This is a genomic window from Bacteroides sp. (assembly GCF_030151085.1).
In the GTDB taxonomy this organism is placed as follows: domain Bacteria; phylum Bacteroidota; class Bacteroidia; order Bacteroidales; family Bacteroidaceae; genus Bacteroides.
Window position 1 is genome coordinate 42,567 of record NZ_JASLER010000091.1, and the last position, 24,846, is coordinate 67,412.

Annotated in this window: 25 protein-coding genes; 13 read left to right on the forward strand and 12 right to left on the reverse strand. The window is 43.9% G+C overall.

Annotation, left to right across the window (positions count from 1 at the left end; genetic code table 11):
- The first annotated feature begins 4 nt into the window (after positions 1–4).
- Together Q1W14_RS19110 and Q1W14_RS19115 are read left to right on the forward strand one after the other, a co-directional pair.
- Positions 5–1,012, forward strand: a complete 1,008-nt coding sequence (locus Q1W14_RS19110; protein ID WP_300704275.1) for an aminodeoxychorismate synthase component I — start codon at positions 5–7, stop codon at positions 1,010–1,012.
- On the forward strand, positions 996–1,595 hold the full coding sequence (locus Q1W14_RS19115; protein ID WP_300704276.1) for an aminotransferase class IV family protein: 600 nt from the start codon (positions 996–998) through the stop codon (positions 1,593–1,595). Before Q1W14_RS19110 ends, Q1W14_RS19115 begins: the two co-directional genes overlap by 17 nt.
- Before the next feature lie 7 nt (positions 1,596–1,602).
- On the opposite strand, the gene Q1W14_RS19120 is transcribed toward Q1W14_RS19115, so the two are convergent.
- Complete coding sequence (locus Q1W14_RS19120) at positions 1,603–1,992, reverse strand: DUF2721 domain-containing protein (protein ID WP_300704277.1); 390 nt, start codon at positions 1,990–1,992, stop codon at positions 1,603–1,605.
- An 81-nt stretch (positions 1,993–2,073) separates the two neighbouring features.
- Complete coding sequence (locus Q1W14_RS19125) at positions 2,074–3,276, reverse strand: multidrug effflux MFS transporter (RefSeq protein ID WP_300704278.1); 1,203 nt, start codon at positions 3,274–3,276, stop codon at positions 2,074–2,076.
- A gap of 175 nt (positions 3,277–3,451) precedes the next feature.
- Here Q1W14_RS19125 and Q1W14_RS19130 point away from each other — a divergent pair, with 175 nt between their 5' ends.
- From Q1W14_RS19130 to Q1W14_RS19150, 5 genes are all read left to right on the forward strand, one after another.
- Entirely contained in the window at positions 3,452–4,744 is a 1,293-nt protein-coding gene (locus Q1W14_RS19130) for a 3-phosphoshikimate 1-carboxyvinyltransferase (protein WP_300704279.1), read from the forward strand.
- Between the two features lie 348 nt (positions 4,745–5,092).
- Complete coding sequence (locus tag Q1W14_RS19135) at positions 5,093–5,521, forward strand: phospholipase (protein ID WP_300704280.1); 429 nt, start codon at positions 5,093–5,095, stop codon at positions 5,519–5,521.
- Between the two features lie 35 nt (positions 5,522–5,556).
- A complete protein-coding gene (locus Q1W14_RS19140; RefSeq protein WP_300704281.1) occupies positions 5,557–6,396 on the forward strand; it encodes a metal ABC transporter permease in 840 nt (279 codons plus the stop codon).
- A gap of 26 nt (positions 6,397–6,422) precedes the next feature.
- Entirely contained in the window at positions 6,423–6,848 is a 426-nt protein-coding gene (gene tsaE, locus Q1W14_RS19145) for a tRNA (adenosine(37)-N6)-threonylcarbamoyltransferase complex ATPase subunit type 1 TsaE (protein WP_300704322.1), read from the forward strand.
- Positions 6,849–7,070: an immunity 17 family protein gene (locus Q1W14_RS19150; protein ID WP_300704282.1), complete on the forward strand. Its 222-nt coding sequence runs from the start codon at positions 6,849–6,851 to the stop codon at positions 7,068–7,070.
- Between the two features lie 69 nt (positions 7,071–7,139).
- Here Q1W14_RS19150 and Q1W14_RS19155 read toward each other — a convergent pair whose 3' ends face one another.
- The 3 genes from Q1W14_RS19155 to dnaE form a co-directional block, all read right to left on the reverse strand.
- Entirely contained in the window at positions 7,140–7,472 is a 333-nt protein-coding gene (locus tag Q1W14_RS19155) for a hypothetical protein (RefSeq protein ID WP_300704283.1), read from the reverse strand.
- A gap of 109 nt (positions 7,473–7,581) precedes the next feature.
- A complete protein-coding gene (gene trxA / locus Q1W14_RS19160) occupies positions 7,582–7,896 on the reverse strand; it encodes a thioredoxin (RefSeq protein WP_300704284.1) in 315 nt (104 codons plus the stop codon).
- Positions 7,897–7,948: 52 nt separating this feature from the next.
- Positions 7,949–11,743 carry a DNA polymerase III subunit alpha gene (gene dnaE / locus Q1W14_RS19165; protein WP_300704285.1) on the reverse strand — a complete coding sequence of 1,265 codons (3,795 nt, stop codon included), beginning with the start codon at positions 11,741–11,743 and terminating at the stop codon, positions 7,949–7,951.
- 171 nt (positions 11,744–11,914) lie between these two features.
- On the opposite strand from dnaE, the gene Q1W14_RS19170 reads away from it, so the two are divergent.
- The 3 genes from Q1W14_RS19170 (at position 11,915) to Q1W14_RS19180 (ending at position 13,661) form a co-directional block, all read left to right on the forward strand.
- The gene (locus Q1W14_RS19170) at positions 11,915–12,598 is read left to right on the forward strand and encodes a phosphatidylserine decarboxylase family protein (protein WP_300704286.1); all 684 of its coding nucleotides are present in this window, start codon (positions 11,915–11,917) and stop codon (positions 12,596–12,598) included.
- 4 nt (positions 12,599–12,602) lie between these two features.
- Entirely contained in the window at positions 12,603–13,310 is a 708-nt protein-coding gene (gene pssA, locus Q1W14_RS19175; RefSeq protein ID WP_300704287.1) for a CDP-diacylglycerol--serine O-phosphatidyltransferase, read from the forward strand.
- 66 nt (positions 13,311–13,376) lie between these two features.
- Positions 13,377–13,661: a DUF4834 family protein gene (locus Q1W14_RS19180; RefSeq protein ID WP_300704288.1), complete on the forward strand. Its 285-nt coding sequence runs from the start codon at positions 13,377–13,379 to the stop codon at positions 13,659–13,661.
- A 17-nt stretch (positions 13,662–13,678) separates the two neighbouring features.
- Here Q1W14_RS19180 and Q1W14_RS19185 read toward each other — a convergent pair whose 3' ends face one another.
- Both Q1W14_RS19185 and Q1W14_RS19190 read right to left on the reverse strand, forming a co-directional pair.
- Positions 13,679–14,110: a nucleoside deaminase gene (locus Q1W14_RS19185; RefSeq protein WP_300704289.1), complete on the reverse strand. Its 432-nt coding sequence runs from the start codon at positions 14,108–14,110 to the stop codon at positions 13,679–13,681.
- 48 nt (positions 14,111–14,158) lie between these two features.
- Positions 14,159–14,392, reverse strand: coding sequence for a hypothetical protein (locus Q1W14_RS19190; RefSeq protein ID WP_004293731.1), 234 nt, complete (start codon positions 14,390–14,392; stop codon positions 14,159–14,161).
- Between the two features lie 93 nt (positions 14,393–14,485).
- Here Q1W14_RS19190 and Q1W14_RS19195 point away from each other — a divergent pair, with 93 nt between their 5' ends.
- Genes Q1W14_RS19195 through Q1W14_RS19205 form a run of 3 tightly spaced genes read left to right on the forward strand, consistent with a single transcriptional unit; the run spans position 14,486 to position 16,000 of the window.
- Positions 14,486–14,851, forward strand: a complete 366-nt coding sequence (locus Q1W14_RS19195; protein WP_300704290.1) for a YraN family protein — start codon at positions 14,486–14,488, stop codon at positions 14,849–14,851.
- A 35-nt stretch (positions 14,852–14,886) separates the two neighbouring features.
- On the forward strand, positions 14,887–15,243 hold the full coding sequence (locus Q1W14_RS19200) for an MmcQ/YjbR family DNA-binding protein (RefSeq protein WP_300704291.1): 357 nt from the start codon (positions 14,887–14,889) through the stop codon (positions 15,241–15,243).
- Positions 15,227–16,000, forward strand: a complete 774-nt coding sequence (locus tag Q1W14_RS19205) for a biotin--[acetyl-CoA-carboxylase] ligase (protein WP_300704292.1) — start codon at positions 15,227–15,229, stop codon at positions 15,998–16,000. The genes Q1W14_RS19200 and Q1W14_RS19205 overlap by 17 nt, the downstream gene beginning before the upstream one ends.
- An 84-nt stretch (positions 16,001–16,084) precedes the next feature.
- Here Q1W14_RS19205 and Q1W14_RS19210 read toward each other — a convergent pair whose 3' ends face one another.
- The 5 genes from Q1W14_RS19210 to Q1W14_RS19230 all read right to left on the reverse strand — a co-directional run bounded on the left by Q1W14_RS19210 (position 16,085) and on the right by Q1W14_RS19230 (position 24,843).
- Positions 16,085–17,353 (reverse strand): hypothetical protein, encoded by a 1,269-nt coding sequence (locus Q1W14_RS19210; RefSeq protein WP_300704293.1) that lies wholly within the window; start codon positions 17,351–17,353, stop codon positions 16,085–16,087.
- Positions 17,354–17,386: 33 nt separating this feature from the next.
- On the reverse strand, positions 17,387–18,751 hold the full coding sequence (locus Q1W14_RS19215; RefSeq protein ID WP_300704294.1) for a hypothetical protein: 1,365 nt from the start codon (positions 18,749–18,751) through the stop codon (positions 17,387–17,389).
- Between the two features lie 214 nt (positions 18,752–18,965).
- On the reverse strand, positions 18,966–21,374 hold the full coding sequence (locus Q1W14_RS19220) for a sugar-binding domain-containing protein (RefSeq protein ID WP_300704295.1): 2,409 nt from the start codon (positions 21,372–21,374) through the stop codon (positions 18,966–18,968).
- Positions 21,375–21,384: 10 nt separating this feature from the next.
- On the reverse strand, positions 21,385–22,989 hold the full coding sequence (locus Q1W14_RS19225) for a glycoside hydrolase (RefSeq protein WP_300704296.1): 1,605 nt from the start codon (positions 22,987–22,989) through the stop codon (positions 21,385–21,387).
- A gap of 195 nt (positions 22,990–23,184) precedes the next feature.
- A complete protein-coding gene (locus Q1W14_RS19230; protein WP_300704297.1) occupies positions 23,185–24,843 on the reverse strand; it encodes a RagB/SusD family nutrient uptake outer membrane protein in 1,659 nt (552 codons plus the stop codon).
- Positions 24,844–24,846 lie beyond the last annotated feature (3 nt).

The window sequence follows — 24,846 nt, forward strand, 5'->3', positions numbered from 1 at the left end:
AGAGATGCAAGTATATTCTAAAAAAGAAGCCATCAGCCGGATGAATGCACTGGCAAAGTCCGATGTACCTTTCCTTTTTATTATAGACTATACACAAGAGCACTCCTACATTGAAGCTCTTCACGAAATAGATGCCTCTACCTGCCTTTACCAATTCCGGGAGGCAGGTAATGGGATGGGAATAACTCCGGGAATTACGGGGAAAACTGCCCCCGGATATACCGAAAAATTAGATTGGGAGTTCACCCCTCCCACCCCCGACGCTTATAAACATGCCTTTGATATCGTGAAAAGGAATTTGTTGGCAGGCAATAGTTATCTGACGAATCTGACCTGTAAAGTTCCTGTTACTACAAACTTGACACTAAAGGAATTATTTCAGCATTCAAAGGCACTCTATAAACTTTGGTTAAAGGATAAATTCGTCTGCTTCTCTCCCGAAATCTTTGTCCGCATCGAAGAGGGAAAGATCAAGTCCTTCCCCATGAAAGGAACCATAGACGCAACCTTGCCGGATGCGGAAACCCGCTTAATGGAAGATGAAAAAGAATCAGCCGAACATGCTACCATCGTTGACTTGATACGCAATGACCTGAGCATGGTTGCGGAGCATGTAACCGTAGAATCTTACCGCTATATCGACCTTCTGCAAACCAACAAAGGCCCTATTCTGCAAACCAGTTCTGAAATATGTGGCACACTGCCCACTGATTATACGGAGCACATCGGTGACATCTTGTTCAAGCTACTCCCTGCCGGTTCCATTACCGGTGCACCCAAACCTAAAACGGTTCAAATCATTGCCGAAGCGGAAAAGTATGAACGGGGATTCTACACCGGAGTTATGGGTTGTTATGCAAACAAGCAATTGGATAGTGCCGTCATGATACGTTTCATTGAACAAGAAAACGGGCAATTCTATTTCAAGGCAGGTGGCGGCATCACTGCCAAAAGCCAATGGAGAAACGAATATAACGAAGTAATACAGAAAGTATATGTACCGATTTATTGAAACCATACGCATTGATAACGGAGAAATCTGCAATCTGACCTTTCATAACAGAAGACTGAATGAAACCCGTTCACATTTCTGGCAGGGAAGTCCCCGGTTGCAACTGGAAGACTACGTAAAACCCGTCAAAGAAGCAGGAATATTCAAAGCACGCGTGGTTTATGGAGAAACAGGCATAGAAGAAGTAAGTTATGCTACCTATACTTTAAGGTGTATACAATCCTTAGCTATTATTCCGTCCGACACTATAGACTACACCTACAAAAGTGCCAACCGCGAGGAACTGAACCACCTCTTTGCACAGCGTGGTGCATGCGATGATATTCTGATTGTGAAACAAGGATTAGTGACCGATACCTCCATTGCCAACATCGCCCTTTACGATAACAACTATTGGTACACCCCGAAACATCCGCTACTAAAAGGAAGCAAGCGGGCACAACTTTTAGAGGAAAATGTTCTTTCCGAAAAAGAAATCGGACTGGAAGATTTATCCGCATTCTCCACCATCCGTCTATTCAATGCCATGATAGGTTGGGGAGAATTGGAACTACCTATGAGTGCCTTGCACTACTCATTCTGAGCTTCTATCACTCATTCATATCATTCAGATGGAGTTCCAATGCCTTGACAGATATATAAATCTCATAAACCGATATGGTCAATGAAATAATCAGCAATACCAACGCCAACCCGAATATGTAAACCGACACGGTATAGAGTTGAATATAAATAAAGAACATACTGACTACACACAACAGCAGGCTTCCTATACCCGTAACTTGCATGGCACGGGTCAGATAGAGTCGCTTCCTGAGGTTGGCAATCTGTGCCGCCTTCACCGAAGAAGGGTTCTCCCGATATTGTTCTTTCAGGGTACGAACCAGTTGTGCATACGACAAAAAACGGTTAGTATATGCCAACATTATCAATGATATAGCCGAAAACAGCAGAGCAGGAGTAGTTAAATCGATTTCCATTTTTATCTCGTCATTAATTTATATCTACAAAGATAAACGAAAGATTGGAAATGGCACAGATATTTCCAATATCTATCTGCCTCAACGTTTCTGGGATGTGCTGAACGCAAAATAAAGTCGCGTACGCCTCCTGCCTAACGCCAACAAAATACAACTCAACGAACAGAGAGCGCTGACTACAAAGATTATTCCCGTTGACGTAAGAATATTCCCAATGCCCACCAACGGGGACACAATTCCACCGGAAGCAAAACAAACGGCTCCTAACAAAGCGGATGCAGTACCTGCATTGTCCCGCTGGCATTCCATTGCCAAGGTGGTAGTAGAAGTAAAAGTCATCCCCATCATAAACAAAAGCACTAATAACAATAATTCGTACATCCAAAAGCTGCACCCTGACATCAAAGCTACACATTCTCCAACAGCAGCTATCATCATCCCCAGACATCCGGTAAGGGTACAACTAACCGTGCGGTGAAACTTAACGGACAGTGCCGCCGCAACCCCAATCGCCACAGCATTCACAGCAAAGCAAAAACTGAACCCCAATGCTGAAAAGCCATAATGTTGCTGCACAATAAATGGTGAAGAGGCAATATAAGCAAAAAGTACTCCCTGGGCAAAAGCCATCTGTAACGTATAAAGTACGTATTGACGGTCTTGAAGCACCACTTTGAAACTACGGAACGTGTCGCTCCACCGGGTTACCCGGCGATCCTTCTTCGGCAAAGATTCCCGAAAGAAATAACTCCCTACAAGTAATATCAACCCAAGCCCCAGCAGTATGCAAAAAATGCCTTGCCAACCGATAATCTCCGTAAAGACCCCTCCGATAACAGGCGCCACAACAGGCGCCACTCCATTGATAGCTCCAATAACCGCCAGCATCTTTGCCAACTCTTTGCCTGAATACTTATCCGTAGCCACCGAACGTGAGATAACAATGCCACCCGCACCTGCCACGCCTTGCACTAAACGGTAAGCTACGAACTGTTCTATATTCTGTGCAAACAAGCAGAGAAGCGTTGAAAAGAGAAACAACCACATAGCCACCAACAAAGGCAAGCGCCTACCGTAACGATCGCTCAACGGCCCAAAAAGAATTTGCCCACCCGCCAAACCTATCATACTGGTAGTAAGCCCCAACTGTACTATTGAGGAAGTTGTATCAAAATAATCTCCCATAGCTGGTAAACTGGGCAAATACATATCCGTAACAAAAGGACCAAACGCCGTAAGCATGCCCAGCAGTACCAGCAAAAACATTCTTGAATTTTCTTTCATTCTATTATACCTATTTATACTGACTGCAAAAGTACCCTGAATTATCTGCACACTCGCTTTAAATTCTTAAGCAAGACTGTTCATTTTGAGAACATGCTTCCATTTCCCAAAGATTTATTCTACTTTTGCAGCTACATATACAACTCTCTATCTTTTAAATTAAACAAATACGACCATGCAATATACCGTTTCAGCTCCTGCCGCCATACATGCCAGCATACAGTTGCCGGCCTCCAAAAGCATCAGTAACCGGGCACTCATCCTGCACTCTCTTGCCCACGGCAACATTCTCCCGTGTAATCTGAGTGATTGCGATGATACCCGTGTCATGATCCGTGCGCTGGACCGTAATCCCGAACATATCGATATTCTTGCTGCCGGAACCGCCATGCGTTTCTTGACGGCTTACCTCAGTGTGACACCGGGAACCCGCATCATCACCGGTACGCAACGCATGCAGCAACGTCCCATCCGCATTCTTGTAGATGCCTTGCGCGAGCTTGGCGCACAGATAGAATACGTCGATAATGAGGGATTCCCTCCCCTACGTATAACTGGAAGAGAATTGGAAAAAGAAGAGATTTCCCTTGCCGGAAACGTCAGTTCACAGTATATTTCCGCATTATTGATGATAGGTGCTGTCCTGCCTAAAGGTTTACGCCTGCATCTTACAGGCGATATCATCTCCCGCCCTTATATCAACCTTACCCTGCAACTGATGCGTGACTTCGGCGCTCAGGCAGAATGGAGTACGGACAACAGCATAACAGTCAGCCCCAGTGGCTATCGTGATGTACCTTTTACAGTTGAAAGTGACTGGAGCGCCGCTTCTTATTGGTATCAGATAATGACACTTTATTCCATGAAGAATGAAGAACGAAGAATGAAGTATGAAGACGGTGCAAAGACAGCAGAAAAATACATCCCGGATACGGAAATAGAGCTTCTCGGTCTTTTTTCCCGCAGTTACCAAGGTGACAGCCGTGGCGCAGAAGTCTTCTCTCGCTTAGGCATAAAGACTGAATACACTGAACGTGGAGTAAAACTAACTAAATCCGGCATTCCTGTAGAATACCTCGAAGAAGATATGGTGGATATCCCCGACTTAGCTCAAACCTTCGTAGTGACCTGTTGCCTGATGAACATCCCTTTCCGTTTCACCGGACTGCAAAGCCTCAAAATCAAGGAGACAGACCGCATAACTGCACTTATCACCGAATTGCATAAATTAGGTTATGTGGTGCGATCCGAGCAAGATCGTATCTTGACGTGGGACGGTGAACGCTGTCCGGCTGAAGAAGTTCCTGTTATCGCTACTTACGAAGACCACCGTATGGCAATGGCATTTGCACCCGCCTGCCTCGTGCTACCACAGATTAAAATTGACGAGCCACAGGTTGTTTCAAAGTCGTATCCCACCTATTGGGAGAATTTAAAGGAAGCTGGTTTTAAAATACAAACTAAATAAATTCTTTCCCTGTTAATTTTAACTTATTAAACACGCAAAAACAACTTCCTCCGTACTAACAAACAAGTCGGCTGTTTATAAGCAACCAATGAGTTGTCTATAAGCAGCCCATTAGTCGTCTGCAAACGACCAATGGGTTGCTTGCAGACGACCGACTTATTTGTTGATACGGAGGAAGTTACTTTTACTACAGCCGAAAGTTGATTTCCACTTATTCCAAAGTAACCATTAAGGACTCATTGGGGTACAGCTTCTCTGATACGTTGTTTTCTTTTTTGCCGTACGAAAAACAATATGTATATTTGTCCGTTCTATTAAAGGAACACGTATTTCAGAGAAAGGAAACCCATGTGGATACTTATTATTAGCTTGCTCGTTCTTGCCCTTGTAGCTGCCATCGCCGGAACGATACGCAACCGGAAATTACAAAAAAAGATTGACCGCGGCGAATTGAATGCCATGCCCGAAGTACAAGTAGTGGATATGGAGTGTTGCGGACAGCATGAAGTCTGTGAAAAAGATAGTTTACTGGCGGCTGTCAGCAAAAAGATTGAATACTACGATGACGAAGAGTTAGACAAATACATCGGTATCAGTCCTGAGGTATATACCTCAGAACAAGAAGATGAATTCCGCGACGTATTCTATACAATGCAAGATACAGATGTTGCCGGTTGGGTACGTAGCCTGCAATTGCGTGGCATTGCTTTACCCGACAATATAAAAGATGAAGTGTTCCTCATTATCGGTGAACGCCGTATCTCCCCCCATTCCTGATTTTAATTTCTAATTCTTAATTTCTAATTTAAAAAGTGGATCTACTGCAATATACCTTCTTCCAACATGCCCTCATAGGCAGTCTACTGGCAAGTATTGCTTGTGGATTAGTGGGAACATACATCGTCACTCGCCGGCTCGTATTCATCAGCGGCGGATTGACACACTCTTCTTTTGGTGGAATCGGAATGGGACTCTATGCCGGAATATCTCCTATCTTGGCAGCAGCCATATTCTCAGTACTTTCGGCATTCGGAGTAGAATGGCTCAGCAAACGGAAGGACATGCGGGAAGACTCTGCCATCGCTGTATTCTGGACATTAGGAATGGCTTTAGGCATCATGTTCACCTTCCTCTCTCCCGGATTTGCACCCGATCTTTCAGCCTATTTATTCGGCAATATATTGACGATTACCATGGGAGATATAGCCCTATTGGGAGGACTTGCCGCATTATTGATTCTTTTTTTCGTACTATACATCCATCCTATTATATATATAGCTTTTGACCGTGAGTTTGCTCGTTCGCAAGGCATTCCGGTGCAATTGTTCGAATATATATTGATGATGTTCATTGCACTTACCATAGTGGCATGCCTGCGTATGGTCGGCATTGTGCTAGTCATCTCCCTGCTCACTATACCACAGATGACTGCAAATCTCTTCTCCCACCGGTTCCAACGTATCATCTGGCTTTCCATTGGAATAGGATATCTTAGTTGTTTGGGAGGATTAATGATTTCATTTTATCTCAATGTTCCTTCAGGTGCATCCATCATCTTCTTTTCCATTATTATTTATGCTATTTGTAAAATAGGAAAGAGTTTTTGGCTAACTTTGCGGCAGAAAAAAGAAGTGAAGTTACTTCAATCATAAATCGTTAAATCGTAAATAATAGTATGCTGGAAATCAAAATTCAGTCATTAGACCAAATTCATGAGGCCGCCCGTCAGTTTGTCGGTGCTATGGGTGACAATACCGTGTTTGCCCTCTACGGTAAAATGGGAGCCGGTAAAACGACTTTTATCAAAGCTGTTTGTGAAGAACTGGGTGTTTCTGATATCATCACCTCCCCTACCTTTGCCATTGTCAATGAATACCGTTCCGACGATGCCGGCGAGTTGATTTATCATTTCGACTTTTACCGCATCAAGAAACTGGACGAAGTCTATGATATGGGATATGAAGATTATTTCTATAGCGGTGCTCTCTGTTTCATCGAATGGCCCGAATTGATTGAAGAACTTCTGCCCGGTAATACCATCAAGGTTACGATTGAAGAAGTAGAAAATGGTGAACGCAAGCTCACCATGGAAGACTTTGAATAAATGAGCCAATACGTCATCCAAGGTATATTTGTCTTTGCAGGTGTTATCTCTTTATTGGCAGCACTGCTTGACTGGAACTGGTTCTTTACCGCACATAATACGCAATTTATAGTTCGTAATGTGGGTAGAAAACAAGCTCGTTGGTTCTATGGTGTACTAGGAATTATTCTGATCGGTACAGCCGTTTTCTTCTTCCTGAATACGCCACCTCCGATAGCGTAATACTATAAATACAAAAAAGGGCGGATGAATATGAGTTCATCCGCCCTTTTTGCATTGTTTCAGAATAGACTATTCTTCGTCCAGCGACTCCGTATATTCCATTTCACCTTGTACGATGAAAAGAATTTCTTCAGGGTCATACTCGCCCATTTCGTCTTTATGGGCTTCCTTGACGATATAATCAACGATTTCTCCGAGATCAATTTCAATCATTCCATCCTCATCGGGCTTATTATCAAGAATGCCACTCTGAGAATAATACTCATCAATCAAATCGAGAAAATAATAGAACTCGTCGTCAGAGAACTTCTCTTTCAGCTCTTGCGGCAAATAATTCTTGATGTATTCGATGGTCTTCTCATCATCGAAGTCATCCTGCAAAAAATCGTCTTCTAGTCCCATATCTTTATATTTTAAGGGGTTAATCTATTTACGATTGGACGATTTACAATTTACGATTTGGCTGCGCAGTGATTCCGAAAGGCTAAATCGTAAATCGTCAAATAGTACATTATAATAGCGCTTTGATCTTGTCAGCAAATGTAGACTTCGGAGCAGAACCTACCTGCTTATCCACTAACTTTCCATCTTTAAAGAACAATACGGTAGGAATATTACGAATACCATATTCTGCAGCGACATCGCTATTCTCGTCTACATCACACTTACCGATGATAACTTGACCTTCAAATTCAGTTGCCAGTTCATCAATAATAGGACCTACCATTTTACAAGGTCCGCACCAAGGTGCCCAAAAGTCCATAACAACAGGTTTACCTTCTGCCAAAAGTTCCTGATAATTGTTGTCTGTAATTTCTAAAGCCATTTCTTTAAATGATTAATTATAGTTTGTTTAATTATTAATGAAGCAAAGATAACTAATTTATCCGAAATTCAAGGTCCGGACGTTCTTTTAAATAGGTAATAAGTTCACGTCCTACAGAAAGTTTTATGGGACGTGAAACCAAATCGACAGTCATTTTACTATCCGGATCAGTCACCTTAAAATAGAGTTCGGTAGTGCCCGGACGCTCTTTGGTCAATTCAGCCAACTCAGTAATCAAGGCCTTGTTCAGTACACTGAGGGGAATGAGAATCGTTATTTTCTCAATTAATTTTTCTTTCATATCGGGCAACAGTTCCATGGAGGTTATCTTTACCTCCAATTCATCCTGCCTCCATTGCTTAGGTTGACACCGAGCCTTAATAAATAGGAAGGTACGCTCGCCCAAATACCCCTGATAAGTCACCCAATCATTTCCAAAGAACGGGAATTCGGCAGAACCGGAATAGTCTTCAATCTTGGCAATACCGTATGGGTTGCCATTCTTGCTAATGCCACGACGGACAGAAGTTACTATACCTCCCATCGTTATTTCACGCCCTACCAAAGCATTCTTATCTTCTACTTCTATCATGTGTGTATTACAAACATGTTCCAATACAACAGCATATTCATCCAGTGGATGCGCAGAAAGATAGATTCCTACCAGATCACGCTCTCTATTCAAGCGGTCAAGGTCACTCCAACGTTCTGCCGGAAGTATTTCGGGAGTTGCAATATCAATCACATTCTCTCCTCCGAACAAAGAGTTGACTGCCGCCGCCTTATCAGCCTGATAGCGGTTGCCATAACGTACCAGCGTTTCAATAAAGACTTCATTCTTGGAATTTACGGCAAAATATTGCTCACGCTTCAGTTCGGGGAAACTATCGAAACCACCTGCCAAAGCCAAGCATTCGAGGTTCTTCTTATTACAAGCATTCAAGTTGACACGTTGAACGAAATCGAAGATACCCGTATAAGGCCCGTTCTTTTCACGCTCTTCCATAATGCTTTGTACGGCACCTTCGCCCACACCTTTCACAGCACCAAGACCAAAACGGATGTTACCTTCATTATTAACGGTAAACTTCAAGTTCGATTCATTGACATCCGGTCCCAAGGTATTTATACCCATCGCCTTACATTCATCCATCAACTTGGTGATATCCGTAATGTTCGACAAACTTCGGCTCATTACTGCCGCCATATATTCTGCCGGATAATTGGCCTTCAGGAATGCTGTCTGATAGGCAACCCAGGAATAACAAGTTGCATGAGATTTGTTGAACGCGTAGGATGCAAATTTTTCCCAGTCCGTCCAAATCTTTTCGAGCACTTTCGGATCATGACCATTCTTCTGACCACCCGCAATGAATTTCGGTTTCATGTGATCCAGCTTGTCACGAAGCTTCTTACCCATCGCTTTACGCAAAGCATCCGACTCACCACGGGTAAAGTCAGCCAACAAACGGGACAAAAGCATCACCTGTTCCTGGTATACGGTAATGCCATACGTATCTTTCAGATATTTCTCCATAACGGGAATATCATACTCAATCGGTTTACGCCCATGCTTACGGTCAATAAAATCCGGAATATAATCCATAGGACCCGGACGATAAAGGGCATTCATGGCAATCAAGTCCTCGAAAGTACTGGGTTGCAGCTCACGCAAGTATTTCTGCATACCTGCCGATTCAAACTGGAACGTACCGATGGTGCGACCGTCGCAATAGAGTTTATAAGTAGCAGGATCTTCAATCGAGATCTTGTCGATGTCGAGCTCCAAACCACGGTGCAGACGTATATTCGCCACGGCTTCTTTGATGATGGACAGAGTTTTCAGTCCAAGGAAGTCCATCTTAATCAATCCCGTATCTTCAATCACAGAACCTTCGTACTGGGTAACGAGCATCTTCTCACCCGTTTCCTTGTCATCAGCGGTACTTACAGGCACCCAATCCGTAATGTCATCACGACAGATAATAGTACCGCAAGCATGTACACCCGTACCACGAACATTACCCTCCAACATTTTGGCATACTTCAAAGTATCGCGTATCAATGGGTCGGGCGAAGCTTCCGCAGCCTGCAATTCGGGCACATATTCAATAGCATTCTTTAAATTCAGCTTTTTATCTGGAATCTTATCCGGTACAAGTTTTGCCAGACGGTCGGATTCAGATAAAGGAAGTTTCTGTACGCGCGCAACGTCCTTAATAGCAAGCTTAGTTGCCATAGTACCATATGTAATAATATGAGCCACTTTTTCTTGTCCATATTTATTAGTTACCCAACGCAACACATCTCCTCGTCCGTCATCATCGAAGTCAATATCAATATCAGGCAAAGAAATACGGTCGGGATTCAGGAAACGCTCGAACAGTAAGTCATATTTGATAGGGTCAATCTTCGTAATCTGCAAACAGTAAGCCACTGCCGAACCAGCGGCCGAACCACGCCCCGGACCAATGGAAACCCCCATATTACGCCCGGCAGCAATAAAGTCCTGCACAATCAAGAAGTACCCCGGGAAACCCATGGTCTTCATAATATACAGTTCGAAGATCATTCGTTCTTTCACTTCATCCGACAAAGGATCACCATATAGTTTCTTAGCTCCATCAAATGCAAGTTTTGCCAGATAATCGGCTTCCAGTTTGATACGATATAATTTATCATACCCACCCAAGCGCTTAATTTTCGCTTTAGCCGCTTCTTCATCCAAAACAACGTTGCCGTTTTCATCTTGGGTGAACTCATCAAACAAATCTTTCTCCGTGAACTTTTTACGGTATTCCTCTTCCGTTCCAAAATCTTCGGGAATGGCAAAAGTAGGCATGATAGGAGCATGATCGATAGAGTAATACTCTACTTTATCGAGCACTTCCAATGTATTGGATAGTGCCTCCGGAACATCTTCAAACAAAGCATTCATTTCTGCTTTGGTCTTCATCCATTCTTGCTTCGTATACAGCATGCGGCTTGGATCGTCCAAGTCCTTACCTGTACTCAAACAGATCAAACGGTCGTGTGCCTCCGCATTCTCTTCGTCCACAAAATGGACATCATTGGAGCAGATTACCTTTATATTATATTTCTTGGCAAATTCCAGCAATTGAGCATTTGCCTTTTGCTGCAATGGATATGCTTCATGATTGGCACGGGGCACAGTAGCTTTATGACGTTGAAGCTCCAGGTAATAGTCATCACCAAAGAGGTTCTTATACCAACGTACAGCTTCTTCCGCCTCTTCCAGTTGTCCATTAAGTACCTTCTTAGGAACTTCCCCACCAATACAAGCTGAGCAAACCATCAGCCCTTCGTGATATTTCTCCAATTCATTACGGTCGGTACGCGGACGCATATAGTATCCTGAAGTCCATGCATGCGACACTAGTTTTATCAGGTTATGATAACCTTTCTCATTCTTCGCCAATACAATCAAGTGGTAACCGCTTTGATCGGGCTTACCTTCTTTTTTGTCCATCGTACGGCGAGCAACATACATTTCACAACCTACAATAGGCTTGAACAACTTATTCTCGGCTTCCACTATCTTCGCGCGACAATCAGCTAGCTCCGCTTCCTTGTCCTCACATGCTATCTCACCACTTTCAATGCCGGCAATCCGTTTCTTGAGATCTTTTATCTCTCCTTTCGGGCCACCATTTTTCTTACTAACATAATTAATGAATTCTTTGATACCGAACATATTACCATGGTCGGTCACAGCAATTCCCTTCATACCATCTTTCATCGCTTTATCGACCAATCTGCTGACGCTAGCTTGACCATCCAAAAGAGAGTATTGAGTATGAACGTGTAAATGAACAAAATCCTGCATATAAATCCTTTCTATTGAGAGCATAAAATTACAACCTAAGTAACATCTAACAAAGATATTTCCCTAAAAGTTATCAACATTTGTATTTCTCTACCTAAATCCTTGTTAGATTTTCAAAATAAACCTATTTTTGCGGATAATTTCTATCTAATAATAGCAAAAAAGACATACATGGGTCGATTGAAAAGATTAAAAAAGATACGCATACACCGTGAAGGAACACATACATTGGCTGGCAGTCTACTACTTCTGCTGATTGTTAATGCAGCTTTTTACTTCGGGTTGGAATGCAAGATTCCCTTTTATGTAGTAGCTGCCATCAGCCTTGTTGTATATGGAATATTGGTAAACTTCTTCCGTTGCCCTATCCGTTTGTTCGGACAAGATACAGAAAAAGTGGTTGTAGCTCCGGCAGACGGCAAGATTGTCGTTATAGAAGAGGTAGAAGAAAATGATTACTTCCATGACCGTCGTATCATGATTTCTATCTTCATGAGCCTGGTCAATGTACATGCCAACTGGTATCCGGTAGACGGAACAGTGAAAAAAGTGTGGCACAAGAACGGCAAGTTCATGAAAGCATGGTTACCCAAAGCGAGTACCGACAATGAACAATCTACCGTAGTAATAGAAACCCCGGAAGGAGTAGAAATCATGGCTCGCCAGATTGCAGGTGCTATGGCACGCCGCATCGTTACATACGCCGAAGCGGGCGAAGAATGCTATATTGACGAACACATGGGATTTATCAAATTCGGTTCACGTGTAGATGTTTTCTTACCGTTGGGTACAGAAGTGCTTGTCAAATTAGGACAATTAACTACCGGTAATCAAACCGTAATAGCAAAACTTTAGTAATATGGCAAATTGTATAACCCGTCATATTCCCAATGCAATAACCTGTTTGAATTTATTCTCCGGGGGTATTGCTTGTGTCATGGCGTTCGAAGCCAAATATGACTTGGCGCTTACCTTTATTATCCTTAGTGCAGTCTTCGATTTTTTCGACGGTATGATGGCACGCTTGCTCAATGCACATTCTGTTATCGGCAAAGACCTGGATTCTTTGGCAGATGATGTTAGTTTTGGTCTGGCACCTTCTTTAATAGTATTCTCTTTATTCAAAGAAATGCATTACCCGGCAGGAATGGAAAGTTTGGCTCCCTTCTTTCCGTATCTAGCCTTCCTTATATCCGTATTCTCTGCATTGCGACTGGCTAAATTTAATAATGATACCCGTCAGACAAGCTCATTCGTAGGACTTCCGGTTCCGGCAAATGCTCTGTTTTGGGCTTCTTTGGTAGCCGGTGCTCATGACTTTTTGATAACAGACAGTTTTAATCCACTCTATCTACTGATTTTAGTTTGTATCTTCTCTTGGTTACTAGTATCTGAAATCCCAATGTTCTCTTTGAAATTCAAGAACTTATCATGGAAGAACAATAAGATTAGTTTCATTTTTTTGATAGTTTGCATTCCATTTCTTGTTTTTTTAGGAATATGCAGCTTCGCAGCAATCATTGTTTGGTATATATTACTTTCACTTATTACAAGAAAAAGTAAATAAACAAATCTTTGGCACGGTTGTTGTATCGTTGTTCGTTTAGAACGAACACATAAAAAACATTAGCCTATGTTCCATATTTTAGGATTCTTATTCATTATAATAATTGCCATACTAATCATTGGTCTTAGTATCATTGGTACAGTCTTACGAAGTATATTCGGATTGAAAAAACGCCATTCATCTTTTTCTTCAGGTGGATATTCATCCTATAATAGCACTAAGCAGTCCGGTTCACCCCGCCAACAAGAAACAGAGGAAACAGCAGAAGAAAAGGCTCACTCTAATAAACGGAAGAAATTATTCTCGGAAGACGAAGGAGAATACGTAGACTTTGAAGAAGTGAAAGAGTAGTGATTAGTGATTAGTTGTTAACGGCGTTTCGTAAAGAAATCTTTCATCAAAACGGCACATTCATCAGCAAGAACACCTTTAACTACCACCGTTTTAGGATGCAATGCTTGCGGAGCATAACATTGATAGCCTCGCTTTTCATCTTCAGCACCAAACACCAAACGTCCCATTTGTGACCAGGCTATAGCGCCGGCACACATCACACAAGGTTCCACAGTCACATAAAGTGTACATTCATTGAGGTATTTTCCGCCAAGAGTAGAAGCTGCGGCAGTAATTGCCTGCATTTCGGCATGAGCAGTAACATCGGTCAATGTTTCCGTGAGATTATGAGCACGAGCAATAATGCGGTCTTTGCAAACAACCACCGCCCCTACAGGAACTTCTCCCCTTTCTCCAGCCTTTTGTGCTTCCAAAAGCGCCTGCTTCATGTAATAACTATCGTCCAATCCAGCTCTGCTTTAATTTTTAATTCTTAATTTATAATTTGAGAAGACTTATCTTCTCATATCATGTTCACCGAACAATGTAGGATAATCTTCTTCCATATTTTTATGGATAAACATGAGAATCGTTTCCCGCAACCAGCGTGACTTATTCGTTATCTTGTATTTCTCAAGGTAACGATCTACAATCCGCAGTTCTTCTTCGCTCATCAAGCATACCATGCGTTGTTCGCGTTTCGGTTCTTCAGGTGTTGCTTTCGCACACGTTTTATCTCTCTTTCTCATATTTCTTGCAAAATTACTTTTACTTCTGTAAAAACAAAGCAGAAAAAGCTTAATTTTGTATCGAAACGATTAAAATCAAGAATAAAAGAAGTAATGGCAGCACACAATGCTTTGGGAAAAGCCGGAGAAGACGCTGCAACAATGTATCTGGAGCAAAACGGCTATACCATTCGCGACCGGAACTGGCGGAAGAATCATCTTGAACTGGACATTGTTGCTACCAAAGAAGAAAAATTAATCATTGTAGAAGTAAAAACCCGTAGTAATACGGATTATATAGAACCCCAAGATGCAGTAAATTGGCAGAAAATACGCCATATTGTCGTAGCGGCGGATGCTTATATCAAACATTTCTGCATAGATGCTCCTGTTCGTTTCGATATTATCACTGCCATTGGCGAACCGGGTTCTTTCAGGATTGAGCATATAATAGATGCTTTCTATCCTCCAATGTTTTAAAAATAGAGAGTTAGAATCATTAAACATTAACTACCATGGATATAGAAACTGCCCGCGAATACTGCCTCAACAAGAAAGGTGTTACAGAATGCCTTCCATTCGATGAGTATTCACTTGTAATGAAAATCATGGATAAGATGTTTGCACTCATCGACTTGGAAGGTGCTAATAAAATCTGTGTAAAGTGTGACCCGGAATATGCGCTCGAACTCCGTGAGCGATATACGGCTATTGAAGGTGCTTATCATTTCAACAAGAAGTACTGGAATCAAATAATTCTGGACGGCGATGTAGATGATAATCTGATTAAGCAATTGATAGATCATTCTATCGAAGAAGTATTCAAGAAATTCACTAAAAAAATGCGTGCCGAATATGATGCCTTGCCCTGATACTTTTCCATTTCCTCTGGTTGCTTTAGAAGAAACGATTTCTACCAACCAGTACATCAGCCAACTTTGTAACAACTTACAAGAAAGCGTTGAAGAACTGACCACTGTCACTGCCGAATTCCAGACTTCCGGCAAAGGACAACGAGGTAATACTTGGGAAGCTGAAGAAGGAAAAAACCTACTTTTCAGTTTCGTACTCTATCCTACTTTTCTGGAAGCACGCCGCCAGTTTATCCTCTCGCAAATCGTATCACTCTCTATCAAGGAAGAGTTGGAAATGTGGACAGGGGATATCACTATTAAGTGGCCGAACGATATTTACTGGAAAAATAAGAAAATTTGCGGTATTCTGATAGAGAATGACCTTTCCGGACACTTTATCGGACGCAGTATTTCCGGAATCGGAATAAATATCAACCAAGATGAATTTCACAGTGATGCCCCCAATCCGGTATCTCTTAAACAAATCACGGGCAGAGAATATGACCGATATGAAATACTTGCCCGTATCCTGAAACGGGTGCAGACTTACTATAATTGTCTGCAATCCGAAGATCCCGATACATATTCGGCTCTTATAGCTACCCGTTATGCCCGCTCCCTTTTCCGCCGCAGAGGACTTCACCCGTATGAAGATGCCAATGGTAAATTCCTGGCCCGCCTGTTACGTGTAGAAAATGACGGACGATTCATACTGGAAGATGAATCAGGAAAAGAAAGAGAATATTTATTTAAAGAAGTACAGTATATACTCTGATATAGTAACTACAAAATAAAAACAAGCAGACTCTTTATAAGCTATAGCTTACAAGAGTCTGCTTGTTTTCATTATATATCATCCTTATTTACGCACCCACTTGCCCAATCCAAACATCGTTTTATGGAAACATTTCTTGTTCTTCCGCGCCTCATCGGAACCACAAGCTATAGCACGATCATAATAGGCTATACCACGTGCAATGTCTTCGTCTGTTCCATAACCTAAAGCATAAGCAGTGCCCAAGCCATTCAGCACATAACCTTCGAGCAAATTGCTAAAATCATCCAGATATTGCTCCGCTCTTGTAAACAAGTCGAAGGCACAATCATAATCTTTCTGTACGCCTAGACCTTGCTGATAACAAACACCCAACCGGGGGAAAGCCCACTTACAATCTTGCTCTGCCGATTTAGACAACCAATATACAGCTTTGGCATAATCTACCAATACATTACCTTTGCCTTCAAAATAGAATGTACCCACTTGAAACTGTCCGTCTAAATCGCCTTTTTTGGCAGCTATCATGAAATATTCGAATGCTTTTTCCTCATTCTTTTCTGCACCTTTTCCGGTATTATAACAATATCCGGCATTATAAGCCGCCACATAATTTCCTTTAACGGCAGCTTTTTCATAATAGCGAAGTGCTTCAGGATAATTTTCCTTCTCTTCAAGAGCACAACCATAATTACATAACTGCACCGGATCTCCGGCATCAGCTATCACTTTCTGCCACTGTTCTACTAGACCGGGATTGGGCTTAATGCCGCCTTTCCCACTCTGATAGATAGTACGGAAATTACCAAATCCAAATGTAAAGCCACCTCTAAAAGCCTTTTGATACCATTCGGCAGCAATCGGATAGGCATAAGCATTATAACTTTCTTCCGTAGGATAACGTTTCATCATCTCTTCTACACCTTCTATTTCAAGAATATCACCCCAGTAATAAGCGTTACCTATGATATACTGGCAGAAAGGATGTCCGGCTTCAGCCTTAGCCAGTACTATCTCGAAAGCCTCTTTCAGACTACTGAAAGGCATCGATTTGCGTACTGAAGGGGTCAGTTCGCCACAACGCATGGCGCAAAGTACCCCACTGGCACTGCCACGAGCTATACTTTCTTTCACATAAAGAGCTGCTTTTTCATCGTCTTCCGGCAGTTCACCACCATCCCACACATACATGGAGCCCATATAACAACGTGCCAGGAAGCAATATCCATCGGCATCACCTTCTTTAGCCGCTTCTGTCAACAAAGCGAACCCTTGCTGCATTTCTTCTTTATCGAAGGACATCCAAACTTGTTCGATGCCTTCTTCAACTTTGTCACTAAAAAACTTTCCCATGTTCTTTTCTATATATGTTTATTGTTAGCATTCTCAGTTAGATGACGCCGATTTTCGCCGTACCTCTTCGGTAATATCTTCCCAATCGTCTCCCACCTCCGGATACCGATAATTGTGATAATATTCCGAAAGCCAGTACCTGACACTCTCTCCGTCCTCAGTATTTGCACGATATCCACGCACCTCATGGTTACCATCAAAGCCAGCTACCTCTACTACATAATTGTCTTTTGATCCGCTTACTTCCAGATAGCCATTCTTCCAACCCGGTGTACGGAGCAAAAGTGCTTCGCATTTACCTTCCTCCAAATCTTCTAAAGAAGCTTGTACATCTTCAAAAGTGATGTGATCATATTTATGACCATCCACATAAAGTACATAGTCCTCCATCGGTTCCACAGAATCAATTCTATCCGATTGATCTTCCCATGAATCTACATCGGGGATCCGGGCATTCTCAAAGAAATCTTTCCAAACGGCATGCAATTGCGTCAAGGGGATAAAGCGCAATACAAAACGTCGTTTATCGCCTTCATCTGTTTCGAAATAGGCAGCTAGAGCATACCTTCCATCTTCAAAACAATGACAGGAGATACCGGTACATCTCCCCCACTTTGATTCCGGCGGATTGCAAGCTGAGAGTAAAATACGTTGTCCGGGCTGTAGCGTATTGATGGCACGACGTATTTTCTCGGGTGTAACCAATGAAGTAGGTATATCGTCCGACTCAGTCAATACATATTCTGAATTTACCGCTGCACTCCTACGCTCAAATTCTTCATTGAATGCTTCCATCTCGGCATTATCTTTAGCGATAAAAGTGAGATAATCATCAAAGTCACCGGTTGCAGCGTATGGAAACAAATGAGTAAGATAGTCATTAAGTTCGTCCAGATGTTTTTCACGCGTTAGATTCGTAGTTTGTACATTCCGCTTATCGTCTACCAGACAAATGGCATATTCACGTCTCTTACTTTTGATTATTTTGACGCAGAAGATTCCACGAATACGTTCGATCAACATCGCTTCACCTCCAAGTATCCACTGCTTGCCTACCCGGACGTAACCGAACTTTTTTCCGTTCTGCGCTATATCTTCATCGATTAAAGCGAACATAGACTTCACATCCGTATGAATAGACCCATCCATATAGGGTCTAATCGATTTTCCCAACTTTCCATTAGCAGGTGAGAAAATAAGTAATAAACTACGGATAAAAATCGCAAGTGCAATAGTACCAATGACGGAAATGATAAGTGCTCCCCATGTAAATGGTTCATCAACTAATAGCAAAAAACCTGAAGGGAAGCAACTTGCTCCAATAAAAAAGCTTCCCAAAGCCCAACCAATATAGTGATTTCGGCTGCGCTTATAGCAAAAATTAGTAGTTTTAGGCATATCGTTTCATTTTATGTCTGTCGTTCCACAACAATGTCCGGATATTAGAACACAACAAAGGTACACAAAATCTCTTACCATTATACTTTAGTGTACGGAATAAGTTAACACACTGAAATTAATGACAAATGCCTTACCCGAACAAAGTAACTGATTAAAGCATATAATCAGCTACTTAGTCCAGATAAGGCACTTCTAAATAGGCTATAAGACCTTAGTTGTTTAAAGTTATTTCCACTCCTTGCAAAAGTGGAGAAGTGAACTTCACACGAACCACTCCTTCGGCTCCGGTAGTCTGAATGTATGCCAGCAGACGACCGTGGTAGACACGATGACGATTATCTGTGTAATCGCTCATATCCGAATTATTGGAACCTTCGAGACCCAACAGGCGTGCAGGGCCCTCAATGGTACATGTTATCTCATTGTCTCCAAGCTTCACAATAGTACCATTCTCGTCCACCACTTCCACGGTAAGATGAGCTGTAGCACGATCTTTGGACAAAGTAGTGCGATCGGCACTAACACGCAAGGCGTATGCACGACCGGATGTCTTGATTATATAGCTCGAAAGCACATTTCCGTCTTTATCACATCCTTCAGCACGCAATTCTCCTGCCTGATAAGGAATATCCCAATAAATGATGCCGGTCTTCTCATCGTATGGCTTCATACTCCCTACTTCTTTACCATCGAGCAACAGGCGGGCTTGGGATGCATTGGTATAGCAAACAACACGTATCTCTTGTCCCGGTTCATAATTCCAAATATCCCACGCATCCACCGAAAGATGACCGTGTTTGGGATATGTACCGATGTAGGTGGTCGGCTTTTCGCTCCACAAGGAAGCACGGAAGTAACCACGAGGCTTGGGGAAACTGCCGAAATCAAGCAGTCCGGTATAGAGTCCGCGAGACGGCCATCTACCGGATTCACCCAAATAATCGGTACCCGTCCAAATGAATTGACCGAAGATAAACTCCTTGTTCTTCACCGCATACCAAGCGTCAATATCCGAACGAGTCTCACTTCCGTAAATTACACGTTTGGGATAGGTGGCATGATCTTCGTCGTAACGATCTTCAGTATAATTATAACCTACTACGTCGATGGCGTCCGCGTATGCTGTCTGATTGGACATAACGACACCTGCCCAAGCACCAGTTGTGGGTCGAGAGGTATCTACCGCACGCACACAGGCAGACAAACGCTTGGCAATCATGCCGATTCTCATAGCGTCGGGAGCATCTTTCTTATAGCCGCCAAACATAGGCTGACTGATGGTAGAACCGTCCAAAATAGGATGCGAGTAAGGATCGTTGGGGTAATCCACCTCATTGCCGATGCTCCACAGGAAAATGGAAGGATGATTACGATCTCGACGTACCATATCGGTAACATCCCGTTCTATCCATTCTTCGAAAAAGTCGGCTGTGCCGTCAAAGCTAGGTTCGCCTACGTTCCAACCTTTTACCCATTTGCGTTTGGGAAACTCCCATTCGTCCGATACTTCATCCATGATGAGCAGGCCCAGTTTATCACAAAGATTATAAACCACAGGAGCTTGCGGATTGTGGCTCATGCGGATAGCATTTACACCTATCTCTTTCAGATTGACGAGACGACGATGCCATACTTCTTCGGGCACCACAGCCCCTAGTACTCCGGCATCGTGGTGCAGGCACACACCTTTTACTTTCATCCACTTGCCATTGAGTGCGAAGCCTTTATTATGATCGAAGTTCAATGTACGCAATCCAACTTTTGTTTCGCTGCCGTCTATGCGCTTGCCGTTACTCAGCAGTTCGGTTTTCAGCGTATAGAGGTAAGGTGAATCAAGATCCCAGCGGCGGGGATTGTTTACTTTCAGAGAAAGTGAAGCTTTGGTGATGCCTTGCTTAGCACCGGCAATAGAGGTACGACGTCCGGCTACTTGCTTACCGTCAGCGTCATACAAAGTAGCGGTTACTTCCAGCTTTTCAGCGTTTGCCTGGTGTTTCTGTACTTCCATATCAACAGCTACTACTGCTTGACGGTCAGTCAACGAAGCGGCATGCCAACCCACACCCCACTGTGCGAAATGCGTTTCGGGAGCAGATACCAACCATACATCCCGATAGATACCCGAACCGGTGTACCAGCGGGAGTCGGCATAGCGGCTGTGGTCTACACGAACTGCCAATACATTGTCACCTTCTTTCAGATAAGGAGTCAGATCGTACAAAAAGGAGACATAGCCGTTAGGACGTTTCCCCAGCAGATGTCCGTTGAGGTAGACTTCACTCCGATTATATACACCTTCGAAATAGATATAATGACGTGCTGCGTTGTCGGTAATCGTGAAATGTTTGCGATACCAGCCTATTCCACCCGGCAAATAACCGGTGCAACTCGCCAAAGAAGGTGACAATTGCCCTTCGATAGACCAGTCATGCGGCAACATCAACTTGCGCCAGTCCTTATCTTCGAAAGTGGGTTTTACGATGGTTGAGTCATCCGTTAGTTTAAACAACCAACCGTCGTTAAACTTTGTGGCATCGCCAAACGATACCTGCGCCTTTAATGGTGCAAACGTAAATAGTGCCATTATCAGAATGGCGACTGTAAGTGTAGCGTTCTTCATCTTTTATATGTTATTTGAGTTGATATACGACAGTCGTTACGCTCCCGGCATCCAGCACAACGGGCTGCCCGTCAGCTACCTTGTTCTCTATCAAATCCTTACTACCTGTAGTAGTATAAGTTGTTACCGATTTTGCATCTCCACTCCATCCTGTATGCGTTTCATTCAAGCGAACACCTTTATCGGATAAATTGGTATATACAGTAACGATCTTATCACCTTCGGGAGAAATCCATGCCGAACCGAAGAAGCTGCGGGATTCATTCAAATCAAGACCGATACGGCGATAGCCCGGACGGATGAAACGGCTATAATTACCTAATACCCACAGTGTAGCAGCAGGCTGATAAGTTCCTTCTTTAGCTATATCCCCATCAACACCTCCTGATGGGACGAGTGAGATGAGCAAAAAGCGGTTCTTATGTCCCCAACGGGCAACATCCATTGAAGTCCAATAACTCCACGAAGTAACGCCGGCTACTGTAAGGTCGTTGTGTATCACTTTCGACATGTAGAGGGCAATATCCATCTCCGACGCTTTATCATATCCCATGAATTCGGAGGAGCTGTAGTTGTCGCCCAGCATGCTCCATTCGCTTTGCCATACGTCAAGATCGTATTGTTGGGCAGCTTGGGCAACTTGTTGGCGGACACTACGCATTCCATCCCAAGTACCATCGGTCCAATAGCTATGACCGCAAATCAGTTTCTTTACATGAGCCAAGTCACCGATGTATGCAGACGAACCGGGAGTGAAGAAAGCGGAGAGTACATTGCTACGGTTAGCATCGGACTTCGACTTATACAGATATTCCCAATCACCGGATTCTCCTAACAGAATATCAGTAGAGAGATTGGAAGCAGTCAACGACTTATCAAGTTCACGAGCCAGTCGGGCTACTTCATTATTGGTCCAGCCACTACCTTCCTGACCGCTCTCCCAATTGTACTGTGGTTCGTTAACAGGTGATATATGGGTTATCGGATATCCTTCACCCATATAATACTTAGCTACGTTTGTCATATAAGCAGCGAAGTCATCGTAGTATTCACTTTTCAAGTTCGAGACTCCACCACTGGCGGAGAAACCTTTACCGTTGGAGGTATATTGCACAGGAGGAGTATTGCTGAAAAGAACAAAGTTTCCGCAACCCAATTCTTTGGCACGACTCATAAAGTAACGTTGACCTTCGCAACGAGTCCAGTCGAACGTACCATTATTAGTCAGATAAGACTCCGCACGGCGGGATTTGTCTTCGATACCACTGGCGTCACCCTGCTCGGCACTACCGCCACCCAGGTTAACACGCCACATAGAAAGTCCGATGCCTTTCGGTTTTCCCGACTCGATAGCCGAAGAAAACAACAATTCGCTGATTTTATCACGGCTCGATATCCAGTGCTTACCCACGTATGCAGGCGACCAGCAATCGGAAGCGCCAAATCCGGTGAGGGTCTGATAGGTCTTTCCGGCATCAATAGTGACCAGCTTCTCTACGCTGTTCGTAGTGTCCGGTCCATCGGGAATGTCGGGTGTGGAAGGCGAGTCGTTGCCGCCACAAGCCGTGACAAAGCACGCCATGGCCGAAAGAAGAAGATAATATCTAATAGACATAATGGTATTATTGGTTTTTAAATAAATACATATATTAGAGAGACATACCGAGAAGGCTGCGAATGACATGCGGATGTCTTTACCGATGACATCGGAGTGTCGGCAGAGCTATAAAACAAGAGTTCACGGACTCCCCCCGTCCGCAATCCCGACAAGGACACCGACAAGAGCCGTTCGTGAACCCTAGTAAAAAGTTTAATTCCAATGCGGGTTCTGCGTGATAGAACCGTTGGACATGGTTATCTCATACAGAGGAATCGGGAATACCAAATCTCGGCTCTCATCAAAACCTATACCCTTGTCACTCGCCTCACCCTGATTCTCCCACTCGTAGAGGTCGCGGGTGGCAGCATCGGTATTCCATTTCACGAAAGTACCGTTAGTACCCATCAGGTTGGTAATAACCTTCTTGCCGTTGTCATCCGTCCAGCGACGGATGTCGTAGAGGCGGTTCTGCTCCCATGCCAGCTCCAGACGACGTTCCAGACGAATGGCGTTGCGGAGTGCGCTGCCGCTTGAAGTCACGTCAGCCAGCTTCACACGCTTGCGCACCTGATTGAGGTAAGTACGTGCGGTAGCGTCATCGCTCAATTCGTTGCAAGCCTCAGCATACATCAGCAGCACGTCAGCATAGCGCAGAATGCGGTGATCCAAAGGTATCTTGTCGATGTTGTACACTTCGGGACGCTTTTCGATGGGCACGAAGTACTTGCGCACGATGCGGGCAGACTTGTGCTGCGACGGGTCGATGATGTAGCAGTTCTCGTCCCAGCCGTACTTCTTGATATAAGTGTTATAGTTGGCCATGTCCTTACTGTTCGAGATGAACTCGTCGAAGTTGTTCTCTCCGGCAATCTCGGTACATCCGGTCTTGATGATGGTCCAGCGTAGACGCTCAGTGTCGCCGGCATCCTTGTAAGCCTGTTCCAGGTTGGCGGTGGGCTGTCCCCATGACCATCCGTCGCCGGGACCGTTACGTGCACCGGTAATCACGGTCAGGGCACCCCCCAAAGAGTAAGTTCCGTCGTACATGTACTGCACTTCAAAGAGGCTCTCCTGATTGTTATTGTGATCCACATCCCATACATCGCCGAAGTTATCCATCAGCTTGTACTCCTTCTCGTCGATGACGGTCTTCAGCACGTCGTGAGCTTCCTGCCACTTGTTTTGATAGAGGTAAACCTTGCCCAGCAGACCCAGGGCGGCACCACGGGTGGCACGTCCCAACTCGGTAGCGGCGTATTCGCTGCGTTGCGGCAACACCTCGGCGGCAGCCTTGAAGTCGTCCTCGATGAACTTGTACACCTCAGTCGCAGAAGTACGGGTAATGCCCGACACCTCTTCCGGCATCAAGAAACCGGTAATCAACGGCAGGTCGCCGAAGTTGCGCACCAGTTCGAAGTAGAAGTAACCACGCAGGAAGCGGGCTTCAGCTACGAGACGGTTCTTCAGATTCTCATCCGCCAGGTTTGCCTGCGCAATGCGTTCAATCGCCACGTTGCAACGAAGAATGCCTTTGTAGCGGTACTGCCAGAAGTTGGAGATAGCTCCGTTGCTCTGTCCCGTACCCTGATAGTGCGCCAGTGAGATGTAGTCACTCTGGCTCTGAGTTGTATTCCCCATCCATCCGTCGTCGCTGCACATCTCGGAGAGCAGCCACACGGTGTTGATGTTCCACCATCCGCCGAAGGTAATGGCCTGATAACAGCCCGTCACGAACGATTTACAATCCTCCTCACTCTGAAAGTAAGTATCGAGGTTCTGTTGGCCGCGCACTTCCTCCGTCAGGAAGTCGTCACAAGAAGTGAAGCTCAGCAGGCCAATCAATGTCAATATTGATAATATCTGTTTCATAGT

Coding starts and splice junctions, on each gene's coding strand:
- Q1W14_RS19205 (WP_300704292.1), top strand. CDS start 15,227: ATGATGCCTTGCCCTGATACTTTTCCATTTCCTCTGGTTGCTTTAGAA.
- Q1W14_RS19125 (WP_300704278.1), bottom strand. CDS start 3,276: ATGAAAGAAAATTCAAGAATGTTTTTGCTGGTACTGCTGGGCATGCTT.
- Q1W14_RS19220 (WP_300704295.1), bottom strand. CDS start 21,374: ATGAAGAACGCTACACTTACAGTCGCCATTCTGATAATGGCACTATTT.
- Q1W14_RS19215 (WP_300704294.1), bottom strand. CDS start 18,751: ATGCCTAAAACTACTAATTTTTGCTATAAGCGCAGCCGAAATCACTAT.
- Q1W14_RS19155 (WP_300704283.1), bottom strand. CDS start 7,472: ATGGGACTAGAAGACGATTTTTTGCAGGATGACTTCGATGATGAGAAG.
- Q1W14_RS19190 (WP_004293731.1), bottom strand. CDS start 14,392: ATGAGAAAGAGAGATAAAACGTGTGCGAAAGCAACACCTGAAGAACCG.
- Q1W14_RS19180 (WP_300704288.1), top strand. CDS start 13,377: ATGTTCCATATTTTAGGATTCTTATTCATTATAATAATTGCCATACTA.
- Q1W14_RS19170 (WP_300704286.1), top strand. CDS start 11,915: ATGGGTCGATTGAAAAGATTAAAAAAGATACGCATACACCGTGAAGGA.
- Q1W14_RS19110 (WP_300704275.1), top strand. CDS start 5: ATGCAAGTATATTCTAAAAAAGAAGCCATCAGCCGGATGAATGCACTG.
- Q1W14_RS19195 (WP_300704290.1), top strand. CDS start 14,486: ATGGCAGCACACAATGCTTTGGGAAAAGCCGGAGAAGACGCTGCAACA.
- Q1W14_RS19150 (WP_300704282.1), top strand. CDS start 6,849: ATGAGCCAATACGTCATCCAAGGTATATTTGTCTTTGCAGGTGTTATC.
- Q1W14_RS19200 (WP_300704291.1), top strand. CDS start 14,887: ATGGATATAGAAACTGCCCGCGAATACTGCCTCAACAAGAAAGGTGTT.
- trxA (WP_300704284.1), bottom strand. CDS start 7,896: ATGGCTTTAGAAATTACAGACAACAATTATCAGGAACTTTTGGCAGAA.
- Q1W14_RS19225 (WP_300704296.1), bottom strand. CDS start 22,989: ATGTCTATTAGATATTATCTTCTTCTTTCGGCCATGGCGTGCTTTGTC.
- Q1W14_RS19135 (WP_300704280.1), top strand. CDS start 5,093: ATGTGGATACTTATTATTAGCTTGCTCGTTCTTGCCCTTGTAGCTGCC.
- Q1W14_RS19120 (WP_300704277.1), bottom strand. CDS start 1,992: ATGGAAATCGATTTAACTACTCCTGCTCTGCTGTTTTCGGCTATATCA.
- Q1W14_RS19230 (WP_300704297.1), bottom strand. CDS start 24,843: ATGAAACAGATATTATCAATATTGACATTGATTGGCCTGCTGAGCTTC.
- Q1W14_RS19210 (WP_300704293.1), bottom strand. CDS start 17,353: ATGGGAAAGTTTTTTAGTGACAAAGTTGAAGAAGGCATCGAACAAGTT.
- Q1W14_RS19115 (WP_300704276.1), top strand. CDS start 996: ATGTACCGATTTATTGAAACCATACGCATTGATAACGGAGAAATCTGC.
- pssA (WP_300704287.1), top strand. CDS start 12,603: ATGGCAAATTGTATAACCCGTCATATTCCCAATGCAATAACCTGTTTG.
- Q1W14_RS19130 (WP_300704279.1), top strand. CDS start 3,452: ATGCAATATACCGTTTCAGCTCCTGCCGCCATACATGCCAGCATACAG.
- dnaE (WP_300704285.1), bottom strand. CDS start 11,743: ATGCAGGATTTTGTTCATTTACACGTTCATACTCAATACTCTCTTTTG.